27 protein-coding genes are annotated in these 21,437 nt (G+C 53.2%); 17 read left to right on the top strand and 10 right to left on the bottom strand.

Features of this window, described 5'->3' with window-relative positions:
- Positions 1–47: 47 nt before the first annotated feature.
- From metG to TGAM_RS07625, 6 genes are all read left to right on the top strand, one after another.
- Positions 48–2,267, top strand: a complete 2,220-nt coding sequence (metG, locus tag TGAM_RS07650; protein WP_015859124.1) for a methionine--tRNA ligase — start codon at positions 48–50, stop codon at positions 2,265–2,267.
- A gap of 47 nt (positions 2,268–2,314) precedes the next feature.
- Positions 2,315–2,539, top strand: a complete 225-nt coding sequence (locus TGAM_RS07645; protein ID WP_015859123.1) for a hypothetical protein — start codon at positions 2,315–2,317, stop codon at positions 2,537–2,539.
- Between the two features lie 121 nt (positions 2,540–2,660).
- A complete protein-coding gene (locus TGAM_RS07640) occupies positions 2,661–3,365 on the top strand; it encodes a hypothetical protein (protein ID WP_015859122.1) in 705 nt (234 codons plus the stop codon).
- A 53-nt stretch (positions 3,366–3,418) separates the two neighbouring features.
- On the top strand, positions 3,419–4,018 hold the full coding sequence (locus tag TGAM_RS07635) for a helix-turn-helix domain-containing protein (RefSeq protein ID WP_048811266.1): 600 nt from the start codon (positions 3,419–3,421) through the stop codon (positions 4,016–4,018).
- A complete protein-coding gene (locus TGAM_RS07630) occupies positions 4,005–4,853 on the top strand; it encodes a hypothetical protein (protein ID WP_148206293.1) in 849 nt (282 codons plus the stop codon). The genes TGAM_RS07635 and TGAM_RS07630 overlap by 14 nt, the downstream gene beginning before the upstream one ends.
- Before the next feature lie 37 nt (positions 4,854–4,890).
- Entirely contained in the window at positions 4,891–5,148 is a 258-nt protein-coding gene (locus TGAM_RS07625; protein WP_048811265.1) for a hypothetical protein, read from the top strand.
- Positions 5,149–5,196: 48 nt separating this feature from the next.
- Here TGAM_RS07625 and TGAM_RS07620 read toward each other — a convergent pair whose 3' ends face one another.
- From TGAM_RS07620 to TGAM_RS07595, 6 genes are all read right to left on the bottom strand, one after another.
- Entirely contained in the window at positions 5,197–6,453 is a 1,257-nt protein-coding gene (locus TGAM_RS07620) for an RtcB family protein (RefSeq protein ID WP_449449425.1), read from the bottom strand.
- 373 nt (positions 6,454–6,826) lie between these two features.
- The gene (locus tag TGAM_RS10980; protein WP_052291833.1) at positions 6,827–9,403 is read right to left on the bottom strand and encodes a PEGA domain-containing protein; all 2,577 of its coding nucleotides are present in this window, start codon (positions 9,401–9,403) and stop codon (positions 6,827–6,829) included.
- Positions 9,404–9,562: 159 nt separating this feature from the next.
- The gene (locus tag TGAM_RS07610; protein WP_015859116.1) at positions 9,563–10,018 is read right to left on the bottom strand and encodes a methyltransferase RsmF C-terminal domain-like protein; all 456 of its coding nucleotides are present in this window, start codon (positions 10,016–10,018) and stop codon (positions 9,563–9,565) included.
- Entirely contained in the window at positions 10,011–10,949 is a 939-nt protein-coding gene (locus tag TGAM_RS07605; RefSeq protein WP_015859115.1) for a tRNA (cytosine(49)-C(5))-methyltransferase, read from the bottom strand. The genes TGAM_RS07610 and TGAM_RS07605 overlap by 8 nt, the downstream gene beginning before the upstream one ends.
- Positions 10,950–10,958: 9 nt before the next feature.
- Positions 10,959–11,387, bottom strand: a complete 429-nt coding sequence (locus tag TGAM_RS07600) for an archease (RefSeq protein WP_015859114.1) — start codon at positions 11,385–11,387, stop codon at positions 10,959–10,961.
- Positions 11,384–11,602 (bottom strand): hypothetical protein, encoded by a 219-nt coding sequence (locus tag TGAM_RS07595; RefSeq protein WP_148206292.1) that lies wholly within the window; start codon positions 11,600–11,602, stop codon positions 11,384–11,386. The genes TGAM_RS07600 and TGAM_RS07595 overlap by 4 nt, the downstream gene beginning before the upstream one ends.
- Before the next feature lie 149 nt (positions 11,603–11,751).
- Here TGAM_RS07595 and panB point away from each other — a divergent pair, with 149 nt between their 5' ends.
- The 9 genes from panB (at position 11,752) to TGAM_RS07550 (ending at position 16,924) form a co-directional block, all read left to right on the top strand.
- Positions 11,752–12,606, top strand: a complete 855-nt coding sequence (gene panB, locus TGAM_RS07590; protein ID WP_015859113.1) for a 3-methyl-2-oxobutanoate hydroxymethyltransferase — start codon at positions 11,752–11,754, stop codon at positions 12,604–12,606.
- On the top strand, positions 12,607–13,275 hold the full coding sequence (locus TGAM_RS07585) for a glycosyltransferase family 2 protein (RefSeq protein WP_015859112.1): 669 nt from the start codon (positions 12,607–12,609) through the stop codon (positions 13,273–13,275).
- A gap of 161 nt (positions 13,276–13,436) precedes the next feature.
- Positions 13,437–14,072 carry a ribosomal biogenesis protein gene (locus TGAM_RS07580; protein ID WP_015859111.1) on the top strand — a complete coding sequence of 212 codons (636 nt, stop codon included), beginning with the start codon at positions 13,437–13,439 and terminating at the stop codon, positions 14,070–14,072.
- A complete protein-coding gene (pcc1, locus tag TGAM_RS07575) occupies positions 14,021–14,293 on the top strand; it encodes a KEOPS complex subunit Pcc1 (protein ID WP_015859110.1) in 273 nt (90 codons plus the stop codon). The genes TGAM_RS07580 and pcc1 overlap by 52 nt, the downstream gene beginning before the upstream one ends.
- 142 nt (positions 14,294–14,435) lie before the next feature.
- Positions 14,436–14,834: a hypothetical protein gene (locus TGAM_RS07570; protein WP_148206291.1), complete on the top strand. Its 399-nt coding sequence runs from the start codon at positions 14,436–14,438 to the stop codon at positions 14,832–14,834.
- Positions 14,835–14,930: 96 nt separating this feature from the next.
- Positions 14,931–15,284 (top strand): prefoldin subunit beta, encoded by a 354-nt coding sequence (locus TGAM_RS07565; RefSeq protein WP_015859108.1) that lies wholly within the window; start codon positions 14,931–14,933, stop codon positions 15,282–15,284.
- Between the two features lie 26 nt (positions 15,285–15,310).
- The gene (locus TGAM_RS07560; protein ID WP_048811263.1) at positions 15,311–15,631 is read left to right on the top strand and encodes a DUF3194 domain-containing protein; all 321 of its coding nucleotides are present in this window, start codon (positions 15,311–15,313) and stop codon (positions 15,629–15,631) included.
- Positions 15,609–16,592, top strand: coding sequence for a DHH family phosphoesterase (locus TGAM_RS07555; RefSeq protein WP_015859106.1), 984 nt, complete (start codon positions 15,609–15,611; stop codon positions 16,590–16,592). The genes TGAM_RS07560 and TGAM_RS07555 overlap by 23 nt, the downstream gene beginning before the upstream one ends.
- A 5-nt stretch (positions 16,593–16,597) precedes the next feature.
- The gene (locus TGAM_RS07550) at positions 16,598–16,924 is read left to right on the top strand and encodes a Trm112 family protein (protein WP_015859105.1); all 327 of its coding nucleotides are present in this window, start codon (positions 16,598–16,600) and stop codon (positions 16,922–16,924) included.
- 3 nt (positions 16,925–16,927) lie between these two features.
- Here TGAM_RS07550 and TGAM_RS07545 read toward each other — a convergent pair whose 3' ends face one another.
- Positions 16,928–17,530 (bottom strand): hypothetical protein, encoded by a 603-nt coding sequence (locus TGAM_RS07545; RefSeq protein ID WP_015859104.1) that lies wholly within the window; start codon positions 17,528–17,530, stop codon positions 16,928–16,930.
- A gap of 152 nt (positions 17,531–17,682) precedes the next feature.
- On the opposite strand from TGAM_RS07545, the gene TGAM_RS07540 reads away from it, so the two are divergent.
- Positions 17,683–17,967, top strand: coding sequence for a 50S ribosomal protein L44e (locus TGAM_RS07540; RefSeq protein ID WP_015859103.1), 285 nt, complete (start codon positions 17,683–17,685; stop codon positions 17,965–17,967).
- 2 nt (positions 17,968–17,969) lie between these two features.
- Positions 17,970–18,167, top strand: coding sequence for a 30S ribosomal protein S27e (locus TGAM_RS07535; protein ID WP_015859102.1), 198 nt, complete (start codon positions 17,970–17,972; stop codon positions 18,165–18,167).
- 44 nt (positions 18,168–18,211) lie between these two features.
- Here the strand turns inward: TGAM_RS07535 and TGAM_RS07530 are convergent, their stop codons facing one another.
- From TGAM_RS07530 to TGAM_RS07520, 3 genes are read right to left on the bottom strand one after another with little or no spacing between them, the layout of a single operon-like run.
- Positions 18,212–18,916 (bottom strand): ABC transporter permease, encoded by a 705-nt coding sequence (locus TGAM_RS07530; RefSeq protein ID WP_015859101.1) that lies wholly within the window; start codon positions 18,914–18,916, stop codon positions 18,212–18,214.
- Positions 18,913–19,857, bottom strand: a complete 945-nt coding sequence (locus TGAM_RS07525; RefSeq protein WP_015859100.1) for an ABC transporter ATP-binding protein — start codon at positions 19,855–19,857, stop codon at positions 18,913–18,915. The genes TGAM_RS07530 and TGAM_RS07525 overlap by 4 nt, the downstream gene beginning before the upstream one ends.
- Positions 19,854–21,149 (bottom strand): WD40 repeat domain-containing protein, encoded by a 1,296-nt coding sequence (locus tag TGAM_RS07520; protein WP_015859099.1) that lies wholly within the window; start codon positions 21,147–21,149, stop codon positions 19,854–19,856. Before TGAM_RS07520 ends, TGAM_RS07525 begins: the two co-directional genes overlap by 4 nt.
- Between the last annotated feature and the right edge of the window lie 288 nt (positions 21,150–21,437).

Genomic DNA, 21,437 nt, shown 5'->3' with positions numbered 1-21,437 from the left:
CCCGCAGGTCTTATAAAACCGGGAAACAAGGGGCATCGGTGATTAAAATGGTCAGGTACATGGTAACCTCGGCACTCCCTTACGCTAACGGCCCGATTCACGCGGGCCACCTGGCGGGAGCGTACCTTCCAGCGGACATCTTCGTCCGCTATCTGAGGCTCAAGGGCGAAGAAGTGCTCTTCATCTGCGGAACCGACGAGCACGGAACGCCGATAACCTTCCGCGCGCTCAAGGAGGGTAGGAGCCCGAGGGAAATCGTTGACGAGTTCCACGAGCACATAAAGACGACCTTCGAGAGGGCAAAGATAAGCTTCGACTACTTCGGGAGGACTGAACTGCCCGTCCACTATAGAATAAGCCAGGAGTTCTTCTTAAAGGCCCTAGAAAACGGCCACCTCGTCAAGAAGGTCACCAAGCAGGCCTACTGCGAGCACGACAAGATGTTTCTACCAGATAGATATGTCATCGGAACCTGCCCCTACTGCGGTGCCGAGAACCAGCGTGGCGACCAGTGTGAGGTCTGCGGGAGGCCGTTAACGCCAGAAATCCTCATCAACCCGCGCTGTAACATCTGTGGCAACCCGATAACCTTCAAGGACTCGGCCCACTACTACATCAAAATGCAGGACTTCGAGGAGAGGCTCAAGAAGTGGATTGAGAGCAGGCCCTGGAAGCCCAACGTCAAGAACACCGTCCTCGGCTGGATTAACGAGGGGCTGGAGGAGAGGGCCATAACGCGCGACCTCGACTGGGGAATTCCAGTCCCTCTGGACGACGAAGATATGAGGGGCAAGGTGCTCTACGTCTGGTTTGAGGCTCCAATTGGATACATCTCCATAACAATCGAGGCCCTCAAGAGGGCTGGAAAGGAGAAGGAGTGGAAGAAGTTCTGGCTCAACCTTGAGGGCGAGACCAGAGTAATACACTTCATCGGCAAGGACAACATACCATTCCACGCGATATTCTGGCCCGCCTTCCTGATGGCCTACGGCAAGTATAAGGACGAGGAAGTCGAGGCCGACTGGAACCTGCCCTACGACATTCCCGCCAACGAGTACCTCAACCTCGAGGGCAAGAAGTTCTCAACGAGCAGGAACTGGGCCATCTGGGTTCACGAGTTCTTAGATGCATTCCCGGCCGACTACCTGCGCTACTACCTCACCGCGATAATGCCCGAAACTCGCGACAGCGACTTCAGCTTCGCCGACTTCAAGGTGAAGATAAACGAGGAGCTGGTGAACAACCTCGGCAACTTCGTGCACCGCGCTCTCACTTTCGTGAACCGCTATTTCGACGGAATCGTGCCTGAGAGGGGCGAGCTGAACGAGCTAGACAAACAGGCCTTCGAAGAGATTGAGAGGGCCTTCGAGGAGGTCGGCGAGCTCATAAGCCAGTACCGCTTCAAGGACGCGCTCAGAAGGGTCATGGAGCTGGCCATCTTCGGCAACCGCTACTTCGACCACCAGAGGCCCTGGAAGACGGCAAAGACCGACCGCAAGAGGACGGCCACAACGGTCAACGTCTCGCTCCAGATTGTTAAGGCCCTCGGAATCCTCCTCGAGCCGTTCCTGCCCGACGCCAGTGAGAAGATATGGCACCTGCTCAACCTGGAGGAGCTCAAGCGCTGGGAGTTCACCGAGATTCCCGCGGGACACCGCGTCAGGAAGGCAACGCCGATGTTCAGGAAGGTCACCGACGAGGACATCATCTACTTCATCCTCAACTACATAGCGCGCGGAAACCCGGAGAGCGCTAAAATACTCCTCGACAAGTACTACAAGCGCGACGACGTCGTGAAGGTCGCCCTGGAGCGCTTCAAGAACGAGGAGGAAGCGAGGGCAATCCTTAAGAGCGTCTACGGTGAGGAGCTCGAGGTCAAGTCCGAAAAGCCCGGAAAGGCCTCGAAGAAGGAGAAGGTGAAGAAAAAGGAGGGCGGAAAGATGGACTACGTCAGCTTTGACGACTTCGCGAAGCTCGACCTCCGCGTTGGAAAGATAATCGAGGTCAAAGACCACCCGAACGCCGACAGGCTCTACGTGGTCAAGGTTGACCTCGGAGACGAGGTCAGACAGCTGGTGGCTGGCCTTAAGAAGTACTACAAGCCCGAAGAGCTCCTCAACAAGACAGTTATCGTCATAGCGAACCTCGAGCCCAAGAAGCTCCGCGGTGTCGAGAGCCAGGGAATGCTTCTGGCCGCTGATGACGGCGAGAACGTCGCCCTGCTCATGCCCGACAAGGAGGTAAAGCTCGGCGCGAGGATAAGGTGAGGCCTTTTTTCGAAACCCTTTTCTCTTCTTCCGCCGTAGTTTGATAGGTGGTGAGATTGTCGCTTTTGCCGCTGTCAGGGATGTTCATCTTCGGAGGAAAGAAGAAAAAGAAGAGCTGGGCAGAAGTGTTTCAGGAACTCGCGAAGAAGTACGATCTGCCGGTAGAGATTATAGAAGCATTGGACGATGCGCACGTATCACATAACGGTTACATTGAGTTCATCAAAAGAATGGATCCGGAGGGAAAAATAGAAAGGGTAAAAAAATACTAGATGTCAAAGAAACAAGCGATCTCTGGGCAGCCCGTGCTGTCAGAGATCATGAGTATCACGCACATATCACGAGAGAGACCCAAAATCCCGTGGATACCACATACTACACGGTGCGCTGGCGGTGCTTATAGCAAACCACGTCGGCAAGGAGCATAAAGACATTGGATGGGCAGTAGGCGATGCAATATACGAATATTTTGTAAAGCAGGGAAAAACAGTAGAAGATGTTGAGAAGAACCCATCAGAATTCGCAAAGCTCGTCGTGAAAAAACTACAGGAGCGCGAGGTAGTTGGACCAACAGTCGCAAGGTCTACGCAGAAAGCAATAAAAGAAGTCATCCCTGCCACGATAAAGCTCATCAACAAGATGTGGCCGAAGGACCACAACATTAAGCACCTAAGGGCGATGGAAGAGGCATTCTCACCAGATACTAAAGATCCCGTTCGAACTCTGAAAGCAGCGGGAATAGATGTCACAAAGGAGCTCGAGGAACTGAGAAACACGATTGCGGAGGTAACGGGAAAGAAACCAAAAACCGCCAAAAAGAGGGGAATGAAGAAAATAGAACCGCGGAAACCAAAGTACCCAGAAACCAAGAAGGTCATCAGTGAAGAAATCCCGCCCGAAGTTCTCTCGATAGCGAAGGCCCTTGAGTTCTCGGACTTCTCGGAGAAGGCAATGGAAAAGGCTGAGAAAGAGCTCTTGAAGATGATAGACGGCCTTCTTGACGATGAGGCCAACGCGGTGGAAGTTTTCTACGCGGTCAAGCTCCTCAGGCTGGTTCAGCGGGGCGATATTGAGGGGATTAAAAGGTTCGGGGATTAGCGAAATTAGCAAATCTTTAAAAAGGTTTTACTAATATTGCTAATGTGGTTCCCATGAGACCGCCAGTGTCGAGGGAGAAGATATACAGCGTGATGTTTGACCGAGAGGGGCTTCGAATACCCGAGATTGCCCGAATAACGGGGCTGAACTACACCTACACCTACCAGGTCGTGAGGTCTCTCGTGAGGGAGGGCTACGTAACGGTCGTCGGGGGAAGGGTCGTCTTTCTTGACAGGAAGGGCTTTCTCTTCAAATGGGCCGGGGACAAGGAGAGAATATTGGGCTCCCTTGGCTACGCGACTGTTAAGCTCATCCCGGACTACGACCTCAGGGAGCTCGTGCTCTTCTCCGGAAACTCCGCGCTCTGGCTCCTCGGTAAGATAATCAGCCCCGCGGGCGGAATCCTCTACACGACCGCCGATAGGTTTGAGGAGGTCATGGAGCTCAAAGACCCCAACGGCTACCCCTTCAAGCTCTACATCTACGACGAGTTCTACTTCAGAATCCGAAAGGAGCTCAGCGGCTACTACATCCCGAGCTGGGGGATGATTGTGGCAGATACTCTCGTTCAGGGGATGTACGCAAGGCTATTTAATGACGTTTTTGAAACCGTGGTTTCCATCATCAAGGGTGGGAAAGATGAGGAGGCTTGAGCTCTCCAGCGATATCGCCATCGAGATGTACGATTCGAGGAGCTACGGAAACAGGGTCATTAGGGAATCCATTGGGGCAATGTTTGACATCGCCCGGGAGCTGAAGGGAAAGGTGGTTCTCGTTGGTGGATGGGGCGTTTACTACTGGGTGGACAACTTTCTCGGCTACCGCGGAGTTCCGTCCATTGACATAGATTTCCTTGCGAAAGCGGAGAGCTTCGACGAAATCAGGGAGGTCATGGAAAACCTCGGCTTTCAAAGCGCCGGCTTTAGGTTCGTGAAGCCGGTTGAAGACTTCATCGTCAGAGAGGAAGTGAAGGTGGACTTTCTCTTCGACGAGAGGCCGTCGGGGCTTAGCTTTGATACGCCCTTTGCATCGCCACTCTTCGCGAACCGCTACCATTCCAGGGTTCACTTTGCCGTGAATGACTTCGAGGGCACTCCAATAGCGGACGGAAAGCTCGACGTAGCCTTTCCAGAGGCGATTTTAGCTTTGAAGTTCGACATCTACACAAACATCACAGACTATCCCGACGACAAGCGAGCAAAGCACTGGAAGGACGTGGTTGACGTTTACTCCCTCGTTATGGGGTTTTACAGGAGACGAGACAGGTGGCGCGGCGAGGGATTCTACCTGAGGAGGGACGTCCTGAGGGAGCTCTACCGCGTTAAGGCCTACAGGCCAACCGCCATTTATCGGGTTCTCGAAGACAGCCCGTACAAGAACGATATCCAGGCGATAATCTCCAACTACGTGGGCTTTGGGGTCTTCGAGGAGAGGCTCTTCCAGAGGCGGCTGAGGGAGCTTGAGGAGATAGCCAGTGCCGGCCTTTAAGCTTCGAAAGGCTTATCTCCCATGAAGGCGAAGTTTGATGGGTGATGTCCTTGTCGCTTTTGCCGTTGGCAGGGATGTTCATCTTCGGAGGGAAGAAGAAAAAGCGGACGAGAGAAACGAGCGAGAAGAGTACGAAAAGAAACTCGAAGAATTAAGCAAAAGATACGGCATCCCAAAAGAAAAAATATTAGAAAAATGGCACTATTTAGAGTTTACAATGGAGGACAAGCATATTGTCGCAATAACTTTTTGCAGGGACTGGAAAAGAACGAAATTCGAGTTTTTTCAAGTTTAAGAACTGCTGACTTCACTCAAAAACAAAATCAAAAGAAGACCGAAGGCATCAGCCCTTGGCGACGCCCATCGGGCGCATCCTCGCGACGAGCTTTGCTATGCCAGCCTGGTGGACGACGTTGACGACGTTATCGACGCTCTTGTAGGCTCCGGGAGCTTCTTCGGCCACAACGCGGAGCGAGGCCGCGCGGACGTAGATCCCCCTCTGAAGGAGCTCGCTTCTCAGTCTGTCACCGCGGTACCTCCTCGTTGCGGCTTTTCTGCTTAGGAGCCTTCCGGCGCCGTGACAGCTCGAACCGAAGGTTTCCTTCATTGAACCCTCTGCTCCGGCCAGAATGTAGCTCGCCGTTCCCATCGAGCCCGGAATAAGGACGGGCTGGCCGACGTCGCGGTAGGCTCTCGGCACGTCCGGGTGGCCTGCAGGGAAGGCCCTCGTCGCTCCCTTCCTGTGGACGACGACCTTGACCTTCTTTCCATCAACTTCGTGCTCCTCAACCTTCGCTATGTTGTGGGCCACGTCGTAGACGATGTGCATCTCCATGTCCTCTGCTTTCCTCTTGAAGACCTCCTCAAAGCTCTCCCTGACCCAGTGGGTTATCATCTGTCTGTTGGCCCAGGCGAAGTTCGCGGCAGCTTTCATCGCGCTGAAGTACCTCTGGCCTTCTTCGCTCTGGAAGGGAACGCTCACCAGCTCGCGGTCGGGCCAGGGGATTCCATACTTCCTGTTGGCCTTCTCCATTATCCTGAGGTAGTCGCTCGCCACCTGATGGCCGAGACCGCGCGAACCGGTGTGAACCATTACCACAACCTGCCCCTCGAAGAGGCCGTACGCCTTGGCTATCTCCTCATCGAATATCTTATCGACGACCTGGACCTCGAGGAAGTGGTTTCCGGAACCGAGGGAGCCGAGCTGTGGCGCTCCCCTCTGCTTCGCCCTCTGGCTGACGGCGTTCGGGTCGGCCCCTTCCATCCTTCCGCCTTCCTCAAGGTGCTCCAAATCCTCCTTCCAGCCGTAGCCGTTGTCAACAGCCCACTTGGCGCCGTTCGCTAAGACGTCGTCGAGCTGGGTCCAGTGGAGCCTCACCCTTCCCTTGCTTCCAAGTCCGCTCGGGACGTTTTTGAAGAGCGTGTCAACGAGCTCCTTGATGCGTGGTCTGACTTCTTTTTCCGTTAAATTCGTTCTAATCAGTCTGACGCCGCAGTTAATGTCGTATCCGACGCCTCCGGGGCTTATGACGCCCTCCTTCACGTCAAAGGCCGCGACGCCTCCAATCGGGAAGCCGTAGCCCTGGTGTCCATCAGGCATGACGATTGAGTACTTGTAGATGCCCGGGAGCATGGCGACGTTGGCGGCCTGCTCCAGAGTCCTGTCCTGACGCATCTTCTCGATGAGCTGGTCGTCAGCGTAAACCCTGCCCGGAACGCGCATCCTCCTGTCGAACTTGGGAATCTCCCAGCGGATTTTGTCAATCCTCTTCAGCGGAACCATTCCCTCACCCCCTCTTTAGGTGGGCCTAAAGTTATTTTAAACTTACGGAGGCTACGACCCAAGTAAGAGTATACCCGCATTCACCAAAAAGTGTCTCATACCCTCAATATCGAGACACATGGGAAAGGAAAAGGGAGAAAACGTGAGGGAGGAAGTTCTTCGTCAGGGATTCATGGAGTTTCAAGGGTTTTTACCTGTGTTTGCGTTTTCTGTGGAGGATGGGAACTAAGGCTAGGGCAATAACCAGTGCCGGTCCGCATATTCCACCACCTTCCTTTGGAGAGGTTGTTTTAGTCGTTCCACTACCGTTCGACGTGGCTGTCGTTGTAGTCTCGCCGGCCGACGTAGAAGTAGCGACCGTTGTTGTGGTTGTCGTAGTTGTGGATTTTTCTTTTAATTGAGCCGTGATTTCTTTGGACTCACCAGCCTTCAACTCAACTGTTATCACGTAATCCTCATAACCCTCCTTGGTCGCCCTTACTTTATAGGACCCAGATCCAAGCTCCAAAGTCAATGGGGTCGTTCCCTTATAAGTCCCGTTAACGTAAACTTTCGCGCCGGCTGGATCCGAGGAAACTTCAATGTGGGCGATCATTGGCTCCAACTCGACGTTTATGGTTTTATTCTCTCCCGGGTTAATGATTACTGTTGTAGTGTAATTTGCATAACCTTCTTTCGAAACCCTCAGGTTGTAAGTATTAGGTTCAAGCTCCGAAGTCAACGGAGTCTTTCCTTTGTAGGTTCCATTAATGTAGACCACCGCTCCAGAGGGGTTTGAGTTAACCATTAAATGCGCTGGTAATGGCGTTAGGATCACATTGAGTTTCGTTTTCTCGCTGGAGTTTAGTGTAACCATCTTTGTGAGGGAGTTATAATTACTCTTCTCCACCTTGACCTCATGCACACCAGTAGATAGTTTATATTGGTCAATTGGTGTCTTGCCAATGTAATTATCATCAACGTAAACTTCAGCTTTGGAAGGTGAGGATTCAATGCTTAGGTAACCGTAGGCAAGATTTAGTGTCACAGAGATATTCTTGGCCTCTCCTGCCGAAAGGGTAACGCTCATGGTGTAGTTCTCATACTCGTCTTTGATGAATTTTACAGTGTACGTGCCTGGAGAAAGCTTCAAGGTCACCGGAGTTTCTCCCCTATAAGTGCCGTTAACATAAATCTCAACCCCGGAGGGGGTTGAGTTGAGTGTTAAATGGGCTGGCAAGGGTGTTAGGATCACGTTGAGTTCCACTTCCTCATTAGGGTTTATTGCTACAGTCGTTGTGTAATTCTTGTAATTCTTCATTTTAAGTGTAATCTCGTAGGTTCCTACTGATAAGTTCGTAGTAAGGGGAGTTGCTCCGATGTATGTTCCGTTAACGTAAACCTTCGCACCAGAGGGGTTCGTGGTGACGCTGATAGTTCCAACGGAAATGTATTGTGTCTCCACCCCGATATCCTCCGAGGAGTGAGGATAAACGTTGGTTGTTTGCACGGTCGCGTTCGTATTCATAATAGTCACACTGAAATTGCCCACTTTTATGTCTGGAACGCTAATTTTGGCATTTGAATCCCCGCAGAAGTCGCACTTGGGTAGATTACCATCCGACGGAAGACGGAGAATCCAAGTGTCATAATATCCAGTGCCAAAGCTTTCAGTGGAGCCTAGAACAATGATATCCCCGTTCGGAGCAACCACGACTCTATGAGCGCTATCATCGTCACTTCCGCCGTACGTTTTTTGCCACTTAACGTTACCCTTGCTATCAAGCCTGAGAATCCAAGCGTCATAATTTCCAGTGCCAAAGCTTTCAGTGCAGCCTGCTACTATCAAATCCTCGTTTGGAGTAACAGCGATAGCGTAAGCATTATCCCTGTAATGCCCTCCATAAGTCGTTTGCCACTTGACATTACCGTTCTCATCCAAACGAAGAATCCAAACATCAGCTCCAGCGCCCTGAAAATCTGTGGCCCCATAATACCCTGCGACAATAATATCCTCGTTTTCTACAACGGCAACCGCGGTAGCCTTGTCATAACTATTCCCACCGTACGTTTTTTGCCACTTGACATTACCGTTCTCATCCAAACGAAGAATCCAAACATCCACTATACCAGCGGCAAAGCGTTCAGTGCCGCCTGCGGCAATAATATCCCCGTTTGGGGCAATGGCAACCGCGTAAGCCCAATCATAATCACTCCCGCCGTAAGTTTTTTGCCATTTAACGTTTCCATTAGCATCAAGCCTGAGAATCCAAACGTCTGAATGATATGGAGCGCCAAAGCTTTCAGTGGAGCCTAGAACAATGATATCCCCGTTCGGAGCAACTGCAACCGCATGAGCGTCATCATAGATACGCCCACCGTAAGTTTTTTGCCATTTAACATCCCCCTCCCCATCCAAACGAAGAACCCAAATGTCTCTTCTACCCGCGCCAAAGCTTTCAGTGGAGCCCGCTATTATGATATCCCCATTTAGGGCAACGGCAACCGCGGTAGCCTTATCTAAGTCACTTCCGCCGTAAGTCTTCTGCCATTTAACATTGCCATTCTTCTCAAGCCTAAGAACCCAAACATCACTCTTACCCGCGCCGAAGCTGTAAGTGTAGCCTGTAACTATTACGTCACCATTTGGAGCAACAGCAATCGCGTAAGCCTTCCCTCTGTAAGTTTTCGCCCACCACTTTGCATCTTCGGCCTTTGCCATTTTCAGCGTAACCACCAAAAACCCCAAGAGCAGGGCAATCCACACCACCGCGATGAGCCTCTTCATCCTTTTGCCTCCTATAAGTTGAGCCAACCTCAAACCTACTTTCATCCTTAGTTATGTCAGTCCACAATAATAGAATTTTTACACGTTAAAGCTTTCGGTTGTTTAACTGCCGTAACAAGCCCTAGGAAAAGAGGAAAAGCAATCTTAGGGTAGTGCCCCCTACCTCCCAATCCTTAGTCTTCTCTCCTTTGGCACGTAGTTGAGCAGCCTTCCAGCTTTGGCCTTGGCCGAGCCGAGGTAGTAGGAGCGCCATTTGAGGAGCACCCAGCCGTCCGGCACGTCAACTTCCACGCTCTCCCCGGCCAAGTAGCGCCTCGCCCTCTCGTCGTCCAGCTCAACGACGTTCTTCGTTGCCTTTGGTCCAACGAGGAAGGCACCTTCAATCGTCAGCCTTATTCCGTCGCTCTCTATCCTGCCGAAGTAGACTCCCCTCCTGCCGGTGTCGCTTATCTTGAGTTCACAGGGCTTGTAGGCGTAGACCTTCTGGTGGTTGCCCCTTATCTCGTAGATTAGGTCAGGCGCATAGCCGTAGTTCTCCATAAGGAGCCTCTTGACGAGCTCGGCATCACTGGTCTTGCCGATCTCGTTTCTGGGATTTCCCTTTCCATCACTCATAGGCATCACCCGGCTTGACTATCTTCGCTATGAAGAACGCCTCGGTGTCGTTGTCGTTCGGGTGTATGCGCAGAGCCTTTTTCAGCTCGTCAGAGTAGGTCTTCCCCTCCCACTCAAGGACGGGCTCGCTCGTCTTCACGGGTAACTTTATGCGCTCCAGCCTCGCGTCGGTCTTCCTCAGGAGGTAGTCAACGACCTCCTCGTTCTCAAGCGGGTCTATGGTACAGGTTGAGTAAACCATAACTCCCCCTGGCTTGAGCGCTTTGTAACCGGCCAAGATGAGCCTCTTCTGGATGTTCATGTACTTGACGACGGCCTTCTCACGCCACTCCCTCAGGAAGCGCCAGCTCTTTCGTATCATTCCGACTGAGGAGCATGGTGCATCCAATAGAACCCTGTCGAAAGTGTTTTCGAAGCGCGCGAATTTAGCACCGTCCCTCGTCGTTACCCTCGCTATCAGAACCCCCATCCTGTTGAGGTTTGCTATGAGGACGTTGGCCCTGTCCCTGTTGGGGTCGTTTGCTATTATGCACCCATCGTTCTCCATGTACTGGGCTATTTGTCCGGTCTTCGAGCCCGGCGCGGCAGCCATGTCGAGGACAAGCTCTCCAGGCCTCGGCTCGAGAACCACCGGGGGAATCATCGAGCTGGCTTCTTGACCAAATATCAGACCAAGGCCGTGCTCCGGGACTTTTGCGAGGTTGTCAACGTCAATGAAGAACCCCTCGCGAACCCAGGGAATCGGCTCGAGCTCGAACTCCTCTCTGAGTCTCTCAACTACTATCTCCAGTGGGGCCTTGAGGGTGTTCACCCTGATGCTCTGCCTGAGTGGCCTAACCATGAACTCCCAGAACTCGTCCGAATCGTTAAGCTTTGAGTAGCGCTCGTAAAATGCAGGATTGGTTTCCCTAATAACGTCTCTCGCGCTCATCCAATCACCTCACAGGTCGGGAACGAACTGCGCCATCCAGCGCCCGTCCGGCAGTTTCTCAATCCTCATGTCGTGGTAGGTTATTGCCTTGACTTCCTCCTTCGGCTCGTGCTTCTCGTAGTCGAGAACCTCGCCACAGGCCTTCGCTTTAAGGCGGTAGCCGTTCTCTGTCTTCTCTATCCTGACTCTGACGTCGCCGAAGACCAGCCCCTCCATGTCGTGGAGCACGAGGAGCTCTTCAAGGAAGCTGTACAGGAGTGCCTCCAGGTCCTCTTCCTCAACCTCAACCTCGCGACATTCCCTCGGCTCGACCTTCCTCACGTCCACCATCACGTCAAAGAGGCCCAGCGCTACCGCCTCGAAGGCCTCCTCCAGCGTTGAGCCGTAACCGCGAACGCCTATGTCGGCGGTGTGCTCGTAGTGCTCCCACCTTCTCATTCTCTCACCCCCACAGCCCTTTCTAACGAAAGTGCTGGCGGAAATCTCATTACTGCCCAAATTGCTCCTACGGGAAGGAAGGCAGTAACTAACACCTCCTTGTCTGTGTTCGCACTTGAAATATGCCCTTCGGGCGTGAGATTGCGAACCTTTCCAACGCTGTCCCTTTTAACGTGTTCTGCGGGCCAAGTACTCCAAATTCTCATCTTTTTCACCAACTTCGATGGAGGGTTCTTCTTAGTGTCAACTGATTCAAAGGGATTCCCTGTTCTACATTCAATCTCTCCTTCGTTTTAAGACCTTAATAAACTCCACCATCGAAACCGTTAATTAGACCGCCGTCGAAGCCTCTGAAGGTGGTGGTATGAGGGAGATAACGCCGAAGAGAATCCGCGAGATGAAGGGGAAGGAGAAAATCACGATGGTGACGGCCTATGATTACCCCTCGGCGCTCTTGGCTGACAAAGCGGGAATCGACATCGTCTTCGTCGGCGATTCCCTTGGTATGGTCGTTTATGGCGAGCCGAACACTCTGAACGTCTCGATGGAGCAGATGGTCTTCCACACACGGGCAGTGGCAAAAGCCGTTAAGAGGGCCCTGGTTCTAGCGGACATGCCGTTTTCGAGCTACGAGGTGAGCGTCGAGGAGGGTGTTAAGAACGCCGTGAGGCTGATTCAGGCGGGAGCGGATGCGGTGAAGATTGAAGGTGGAGCAGACCACGAGAAGCTCGTCAGAAAGCTCGTTAGGATGGGGATTCCGGTTATGGGACACACCGGTCTAACGCCGCAACGGTACCTCCGTTTGGGCGGTTACAGGCTAATGGGTGAGACGGAAGAGGAGATAGAGGAAATCCTGCGCGATGCGAAGGCTCTGGAAAGGGCGGGGGCCTTTGCGGTGGTTCTTGAGTTCACCCTTGCGGACGTTGCAAAACTTGTGACCGAGGAAGTGTCAATACCTACAATCGGCATAGGCTCTGGACCGTGGGTTGACGGTCAAGTCTTAGTTTGGCACGATTTGCTCGGGATATACGAGAACGTCCCGCCCTTTGTCAAGAAGTACGCGGATTTATCAAGCATAATCAGGCTTGCCCTCGAGAGATACCGCGAGGAGGTCAAAAGCGGAAAGTTCCCCGCAAAGGAGCACTACTGGGAGTACCAGGACAAGGAGGACTTCGAGAGGAAGGCCAAAAGGGCACTTGAGAGGCTGGAGGAAAAATGAATGCTGAAAGGGAAGAAAATAAGCGTTATCATCCCCGCTTACAACGAGGAGGATCGTCTGCCGAGGGTCCTTGAGGGGATCCCAGCTTTCGTCGATGAGGTTATTGTGATCGATGATGGGTCTTTAGACGGGACCTACAACGTGGCAAAGGCCTTTGCTGAGAAGGACACCCGGATAAAGGCGATCAGGCTGGAGAAGAACTGTGGTAAGGGCTGTGCGATGCGTGAAGGAATCCGACACTCCACAGGGGATATCGTGGTCTTTATGGACGCTGACGGCCAACACAGGCCAGGGGAGATAATTAAACTCGTCGAGCCCATAGCGAAAGGGGAAGCCGATATGGTTATAGGGGCCCGCAGGATTCAGGAAGTTGGGAAGAGGCCCTGGGTAAGACGACTGAGCAACGTGATCACGACCCGTCTGATCCGCCTCAAGCTCAGAACGTATGTTTACGACACCCAGAGCGGGTTCAGGGCTTACAGGCGGGAGTTTCTCCCGGAGATAGAGAGCGACCGCTACGAGGTCGAGACTGAGATGCTGATAAAGGCCGCGAAGATGGGAGCTAGAATAAAGGAAGTACCGGTAAGCATGATATACGACCCTAGAAGGGAGGGGCGCTTTAGTGTTAGGGATGTTTTTCGATTTGTACGGGCGTATCTTAAGTTTTGAACCCTCCTGCTCCCGGTGCTAAACTCCTGTTATTTTTCTAAGGAAGGTTGGGGAGAATACAGTTCCAGTACGTCCCGAGGACTGTGCCTGCTCCGGGGATTTGGATAAAGATTTACCCCATGAGAAAGCTTTTTAACCATGCCTCAAAGCTAAGAAATGCCATGATGCTGATAACGACTTCCCACCGGCCTACAAGGAGGACGAGAAGCTTCGGCCACGACCTAGAGCGAGTCTTCCCCAACTCCCTCTACTTAACCAGGGGAAAGAAGACCATCCAGGACCTGCTCATGGAGGCCTACGACAGGAACTACGAGCGACTTCTGATAATCAACGTCTGGAAGGGCAACCCGCTCAAGATGACCTTCATCAAGGTTGACCCCGACGACTGGGGCTACCTCGGCTACCTCTACCTTCACGGTATCAAGCTCCAGCGCGAAATCGGTTTCAGAAACCTCAGACCAATCCGCGAGGAGATGCCCTTCGTCGTGACCACCGCCAAGCGCGTTGGCATCGACCACACCGCCTTCGCCCAGGCCTTCGCCGAGCTCACCGGCGGAAAGTTCGTCCCGCGCGGTAATAAAAGCCTCCAGACGATAGCGGACAAGAACAACACGGACGTAATCGGCGTAATCGAGAACTACCCGAGGGGGATGGCAATCAACTTCTACCGCTTCGACGTCACCAAGGAGCGACCCGTCGGGCCGTTAATCCTCGTGAAAATCTGGATTATGGAGGACGGGCGGAGATGGGACTACAAGGAAGCCCTTCTGAGGAAGTCTGGCCAATCGAGGGAGTGATTGAGCTGGTTTTCCCCGACGAGGAAACGGCTAGGGTTGTCTACGAGAGCGTCCTCTACGAGCACAAGACCGTCCCCTACAGGCGGAGCAGGATTGATTTCCTTCTCGACGGGAGGAAAATCGTAATCCGCTTTTTGGCTAAAGATAACTCGGCCTTACGGGGAACGCTGAACTCTTATCTAAGGTGGATTAAGGTCGCGATGGATTCCCTTGAGCTCTGATTCCACTATGAGGAAAGAACCCTTCTGAAAATTAGCAGATGATTAGTTAATAGCAACCAGTAGTAAGACTTATAACGGTGGTCGCATATAATATGCCCGAGGGGATACAGAGACAACCGTAATTCAGAAGGGGTGATTTATGATGAACCGGGCCATGACTACGTTTCTCTTTTCCCTCATTGTTTACCTTTCCATAATTGCTGCCATAAGGCTCCTTCCGCCCTCTGACGAAGGGCCTAGTCCTGTCGAGGAGTTCCTTCAAATTGGCCTCATCATTATGGTGCCAGCCCTCGCGTCGTTTCTGTTCCTTCGAAAAGTGAAGGTTGATCCAGGGGCTTTCTGGGTGGCCTCAACAATTACTACAGTGCTTGCGTCCAGCATTATCTACGCCCTCCTTACGATGAACTGCACTCCAACGACCTGTTACGAGAATGCGATAATCTGGTTTTTCGTAACTGCCCTCGTCCTCCTGGGCTTCCTGATTGGGGCCCTCCTGTACAAGTTAACCGAGAAGCTCGGTTCCAGAAGTTCTCCCGCATGAGTTTAAATTTTTGAAGGGTTCTGTGTTGTCCTTACCTAAACTATTTAAAGCCCCGCCCTTATTCTAAGCGGAAGTCACGATAACGGAGGTGTTGTTATGCAGAACATCCCGCCTCAGGTTCAGTCCATGCTGGCCCAGCTTGAGAGCTACCAGCAGCAGCTCCAGCTCCTCGTCCAGCAGAAGCAGAAGGTCCAGCTTGAGCTCAACGAAGCCAAGAAGGCCCTTGAGGAGATTGAGAAGCTCCCCGACGATGCCGTCATCTACAAGACCGTTGGGACGCTCATCGTCAAGACTGAGAAGGCCAAGGCCGTCGAGGAGCTCAAGGAGAAGGTCGAAACGCTGGAGGTCCGCCTTAACGCACTTGAGAGGCAGGAGAAGAAGCTCAACGAGAAGCTCAAGGAGCTTACCGCAAAGATTCAGGCTTCCCTCAAGCCGCCCGTCGCGGGCTGATTTCCCTTTTCTCCTTGGTGGTGGGCATGGAGCAGAGGGGCGTTATCAACATAGGCCTTCCAGAGCTGAGTGAAGAACAGCTCATCGAAATCGGAGAGCTGGCCCAGGGGATCATAATAAAGCACGTCTTCAGCGAGCTCAACAGAAGCGACGTCAAGGACATCGAGGTTACCACGAGGATAAACAGGGACGAGACACTGAACCTAGAAATCGAGGTGTACCTCGAAGTCCCGGTCTTCGTCAAGGTGGACGTCGAGAGGCTGATTGACGAGGCCCTCGAGAAGGCCTACGAAGCGGTAGAGAGGAAGCTGAGGGAGATTGCTAATGAAGGGAAAGCTCAAGCTTAAGCGCTTCCTCCAGCGCTCGCGGGATAAATCCTATCTCCTCCTCTGCCACCACAACGCCGACCCCGATTCCCTCGGCTCGGCGATAGCCTTCGCCCGCTACCTCAGGTTTATCGGCGTTGAGAGTGTCAGGATAGGCGTTGCCCAGAGCGTTTCCTCCTACGCGAAAAGGCTTTTGACGCTCTCGCCCGTTCCAGTTGAGAAAAACCCGACCGTTGAGGAAGACGTTGTCGTGATCTTCGACACCTCCTCCCTCGAACAGCTCGAACCGATTGAAATCCCTAGGGGAAAGACGGTTATAGTGATTGACCACCACGTCGAGAAGGAGAAGCCGATTAAGGCCGAGATATCTGTCGTTGACTCCTCCAGAACCTCAACGGCTGAAATCGTGTGGGAGCTGTTCAAATACTTTAGCTTTGCCGACGAGGAAAGCGCGAGGGCCCTTTTGGCGGGAATCGTTACCGATACAGCCAACTTCCGCTTCGCCAACGCGAAGACCTTCAAAGCGGTGAGCGAGATACTGGAGAGGTTTCCGCTCCAGATGGGGGAGATATTCTCCCTCGTTGCCCCAGTTAGCGACGAAAACACCGACAACGCCAAAAGGATGGCCGTCCTGAAGGCCTGCCAGAGGCTCGAAATCAGGAAGTTCAGGAGGTACATTATAGCGATTTCGAAGGTTTCCGCTTACGAGTCCTACGCCTGCAAGGTCTTCCTCCAGCTCGGGGCCGACATCGCGATAGTCGGGAGCGAGAAGAAGGGCGTTAGAATTTCCGCGAGGGCCAAGGAGAGCCTCGTGAAGAAGGGCCTCCACCTCGGAAAAATCATGGAGAAGGTCGGGCCCGTCATTGAAGGTTCTGGTGGAGGACATGCGGGAGCCGCCGGGGCGAACGGAAAGGCCAACCTTGATAAGGCCATAAAACTAATCCTAAAGGAGATTGAGAACTTCCTCAGGGAGAACGGGTGATTGAGATGGCGAAGTGCCCGCTGTGCGGAAAGCCCCTCGACTGGGGGGAGCTGGTTGAGCAGATGCTGAGCCTTGAGAACGCCGAAGAAACGCTGAGGGACAGGGAGAAGTTCCTGAAGGCCATCGAGGAGTTCGCCTTCAAGTGCCCCCACTGCGGGGAGGAGTTCTACGGCAGGTACCTGCCGAGGGAAGAAGCAGAGAAGGTCTTTGAGCTCCTCAACGAGTTCAAGGGCTCGGTGGATTGGGAGAACAAGAGGATTCGCCTTAGACTGAACAGCCTTCTAGCCTTGGACAAGATGCTCGAGAACTGGGACAAAAAGATGAAGGGATAATCACTATTCCATCCTTTCCTTGATTTTCTGGAGAACGCTTATGTGCTGCTCCTCGTTGTTTTTGCTCTCCACGGCGATTGCTTTTATCAGGGGGTGTATTGCCTTACTCTCGAGGTGGGAATAGCCGTCCCTCATCTTTCCTTCGAGCCTCAGGATCTCGTCCACGACCTTGGCTATTTCCTTCTTCTTTTCAAAGGGTATAACGACGTTCTCAAGCTTGAGGTTGAGAAGTTCTCTGAGTGCCTCCTCAGGGGGTATTTTTCCACCCATGAACTCGCCACCGGGGAGTACCATGCTTGGCAGGCCGGGTATTATGACTATCTCCTCGTTCATCTGCCTTCTTGGGGCGTCCTCTGGCAGTTCGATGTTGTCTGTATAGCCGAACTCATCGACGAGCTCAACAGCCTCCCTGTATGCCTTCCGCAGGGCCTCTATGAGATGCCTGTGGAGGGCAGTGTCTATGGCCATCCTGAGAAGGAGGACCCTGAAGTCGGCGTACTGCGGATCTTTGAGCTTTTTGAGAATTGAACGGTAATCTTTCTCTGCCCTCTTTTCAACCTCCTCAATTTCCCTAAGGGTTTCCTCGATCCCGACCACTTCAACCACCTCCGGAGTTTTTAGTTACTTTTTGTTCTTAAACTTTTCCCCGGCAAAACTTTTTAAAGCTTCCCCCCAACCGAAGGCGAAGGCACTATCACGCCTCATGGCTCGGGGGTATCCGTAGAGGAACCTACCGGGCCCCTGTGGAGGTGGGTGAGATGAAGTATCCCAAGAAGATAAGGACCTACTGCCCATACTGTAAGAAGCACACCATACACAAGGTGGAGAAAGTTAAGAAGAGGCCAAGGAGCGAGCTCAGCCAGGGTCAGAGGCGCTTCAGGAGGATCATGAAGGGTTACCACGGTTTCCCGAGGCCAAACCCCGCTGGCAGGGAGAAGCCGGTCAAGAAGCTCGACCTCCGCTTCCGGTGCACCGTCTGCGGCAAGGCCCACACCAGAGGAAAGGGCTTCCGCGTTAAGAAGTTCGAGCTGGTGGAGGTGTGAACATGGCGCTCCCGAAGAACCTCATCCCGATGCCGAGGAGCAGGTTCCTCCGCGTCAAGTGCATTGACTGCGGCAACGAGCAGATAGTCTTCAGCCACCCTGCTACTAAGGTCCGCTGCCTCGTCTGCGGTGCAACGCTCGTCGAACCGACCGGCGGAAAGGGTGTCATCAAGGCCAAAATCCTCGAAGTTCTTGAGTGAATTCAGCTTTTCACCTGTTTTCTTCTCTTCCCTTTGGGGTTTTGTCAATACAGGTTTTTCAACGCTCTCGTCGCAAGGAGAGTGAAGAGCAGCCCTAGCGCGATGGTCGCCAGGAACGCGGTGACCGGTGGGATTGCGTCCGTATAGTAGAGCATACCGTACCTTATGGATTCCACCGCGTAGGTCATCGGTGTCAAAAGCCCGACGGCGAGGAACCAGTTGGGGAAGAGGCCGAACGATACCAGCGCACTGCTCGTGAAGATCATAGGGAGCCTCAGCACGTTGAGCCATGTCATGACGTTTATCGGGTTCCTAACCTTCAGCGAGATGTATACGCCGAGAGCGGAGAAGGCAAAGCCGGAGAGCAGTATCGCGAGGAGCGTAAGCGGCCAGTTCCACACGGGGTACACCATGAACCACAGCAGGAGTGCAAGCGTTGTTAGGCTCACAATGCTCCCGAATATTGTCCCGACGAGTATCTTTCCCAAAACTATCTCTCCGTAGCTTAGGGGGGCCAGCAGGAGCCTTTCAATAGTCCTGAGTCTCCTCTCGAAGATTATGGAGGAAGAAACGAAGGAGGTCGTTCCAAAGAGTGAGGCTATTGCCACCATTCCCGGGGCGACCTGATCCACGCTTCCCAGTCTAACTATGAACGAAAACGTAAAGACTACGGGAAACACAAACCCCCAGCTGATCGATCCCGGTTTTAAAAGGTACTCCTTGAGCTCTTTCCTGACTATTGCTATCATCCGCAAACCGGACACCCCCCGCAGGACTTCGTCCCACCGTTCTCGACTTCCTCCGTCAGTTCCAGGAAGATCTCTTCAATGGTCGGTAGCTCGGTGGACACGTGGAGTAACTTAAAGCCGAGCTCTCCTTTGAGCTTGAGGAGTTTCTCCATGAACTCATCTACATCTTCACTTTCAAAGGTCAGGTACTCACCGTCAAAACGTGGCCTGAATTCCTGAAGATCCGTTAGGAGTTTCGAGTGAAGGGGTTCGATCTTTATCCTTATCTTCACCCTCGCCCCAATGAGTTTCCTAAGCTCGTTTCTCGTTCCGATGGCCACTATCCTGCCCCTGTTTATGATCGCTATCCTGTGGGGAAGTTTCTCTGCCTCCTCCATGTTGTGGGTCGTCAGAAATATCGTCCTGCCCCTGAGGTTTAAGCTCGAGATCAGCTCCCGAAGGGCCCTTGCGGATCGAACGTCGAGGGCCACCGTAGGTTCATCCATGAAGACTATCGGGGGATCGTGAACAAGCGCCGCCGCTATCGCGACCCTTCTCTTGAAACCCGAGCTCAGCTTTCCGAACTTCTTTTTTTCCGGCAGGTTGAACTCCTGTATGATTTTCTTCACGTTTTCCCTTGGAGCCCCGTAGAGCTCCGCAACGAAGGTAAGGTTTTCCTCTACTGTTAGCTCCTCGTAGAGGTTTGAGACGTCGAGGACGACCCCTATGCTCTCCTTGACTTTTCTCCTCTCGCTTTTCACGCTGAATCCGTTTACGTAGGCGTTCCCCTCGTCTATCCTCGTCAGGGTCGTGAGCATCCTCACAGTAGTGGTTTTTCCCGCCCCATTCGGTCCGAGGAGGGCGAATATCTCCCCTCTCTTGACTTTAAAGCTTATTCCATCGACCGCTACGGTGTTGCCGTACCTCTTCCTCAGGTTCTCGGCTACTATGGCGTACTTCATTCTCTCATCTCCCTAACGAGAAGGACCAGGAGGAGCAGGACGATGCCGGTAACCGCGATAAAGGATATTTTCTCCCGGGGGAATCCATTCTCGCCGTTTTCCCCGGCCGTCTGAGCCGTTGTGTGGGTGTGGATTGCGTCTGAATCCATCGGTGGAGTTTTCCCGGTTGGGGATGTAGAAGTTAGCTCTCCTTCAGAGGGCCCGCTTCCGGGAACGCCCGACGTTGAGGTTGTTGAAACGAGCTCTCCCCCAGGGAACCTGTCGAGGAAGTAGACGTGTCCCCTGCAGTTTATCTGCTCAAAAGTCCTGTCGGCAACGGCCAGGTACCTCCCGTTCGGGCTCATGGCGACGGCCGTTATGCTCAGGTTGTCCTCGAAGATCCAGACCGGGTTTCCGGAGGGGTCGATGAAGAAAGCAACCTGTCCTCCACCTCCTGCGAGGGTGTAGCCCTTTCTAAAAGCGATGTGCCACGCGGGGTTGAAGTTGGGGAACTCCCACAGGGTTTCGTTGTTCAACCCCACCGCTAGGATTTCACCGATGTCTCCTGTAATTGCCACCGTTCCATTATCAACGTCCACGTCCCTCACGTACTCTTCAAAATGTCTTCTCCACACGGTGTTCCCATCGAGGGTTAAGAGGTACACGTCCGAGGTTACGGCCTCCCCCGTGTGCAGGGAGAGAACCGCCACGTAGTTTCCGGAAACTCTAACGCGCCAGATCCTTCCGTTCAGGTTCTTCTTCCAAACCACACTGCCATTGTAGGAATAGAGGATCAGAGAGCCAGCGTCGTTGCCGGTGATTATCCCCCTTGGCGTCATGAGGGCTCCCCAGATGGGGGCACCGGTGTTGGCCTTCCACAGGAGTTCTTTTCCGGAGAAGTAGTAAACCCATCCATCGTTACTGCCTGCAACGAATCTCGTCCCGTCTTTTGATATGTCAACGGCCCACACCTGATCGCCGGTTTTGTACTCGAAGACGAGCTTTCCCGTTGGGTTAAAGAGCTGGACAAAGTTCCCCCTTGTGCCGGCTAAGACGTAGTTGTTGTCGCTCACCGCAATTGAGTAGGCCAGATCCCGCGTGGGAGACTTGAAAACCCTTTTCCCCTCCGGTGTGAGCAGAACCGCGTAATAGCCAAAGGCGAGTGCGAGGTGGCCCCTGCTGTTGAAGTCCATGGCAAAGACCATGCACTCGTCGTCGTATCTCCAGCTCCAGTGGGGCTGTGCGGTTACCGCAGGGGTTATGGTGAAGAGGAGAACGATTGCGAGCATCATCGGGATTTTTCTGTTTTTCATGCTCTATCCCCGGATCAGATTGGGTGGGAGAATTTAATGTTTTTGTTGTGGCCCGCCCGTAACTCCCGTCCTCATCCCAGCCGAACGGCAGAATCGGACGGGCTAACCCAGGCGGGCCGAGAATTGTGCCCGGTCTGGGTTTCCCGCGGTCATAGCGCTCCGGGACGCGGAAGGCCCTCCCGCGGGGACCTCGCTGAGACCGGGCTGTTGCCCCCGCATCGCCCCCCGGTTCATTCTCCCCGGGGTCCTCGCGCGGGGGCAGAGGGAGTAGAGAAGAGGGGTATAAAA

The organism is Thermococcus gammatolerans EJ3 (assembly GCF_000022365.1).
GTDB classification, from domain to species: domain Archaea; phylum Methanobacteriota_B; class Thermococci; order Thermococcales; family Thermococcaceae; genus Thermococcus; species Thermococcus gammatolerans.
The sequence above is the reverse complement of the archived record's forward strand: the minus strand, read 5'-3'. Positions and strand labels throughout refer to the sequence as shown.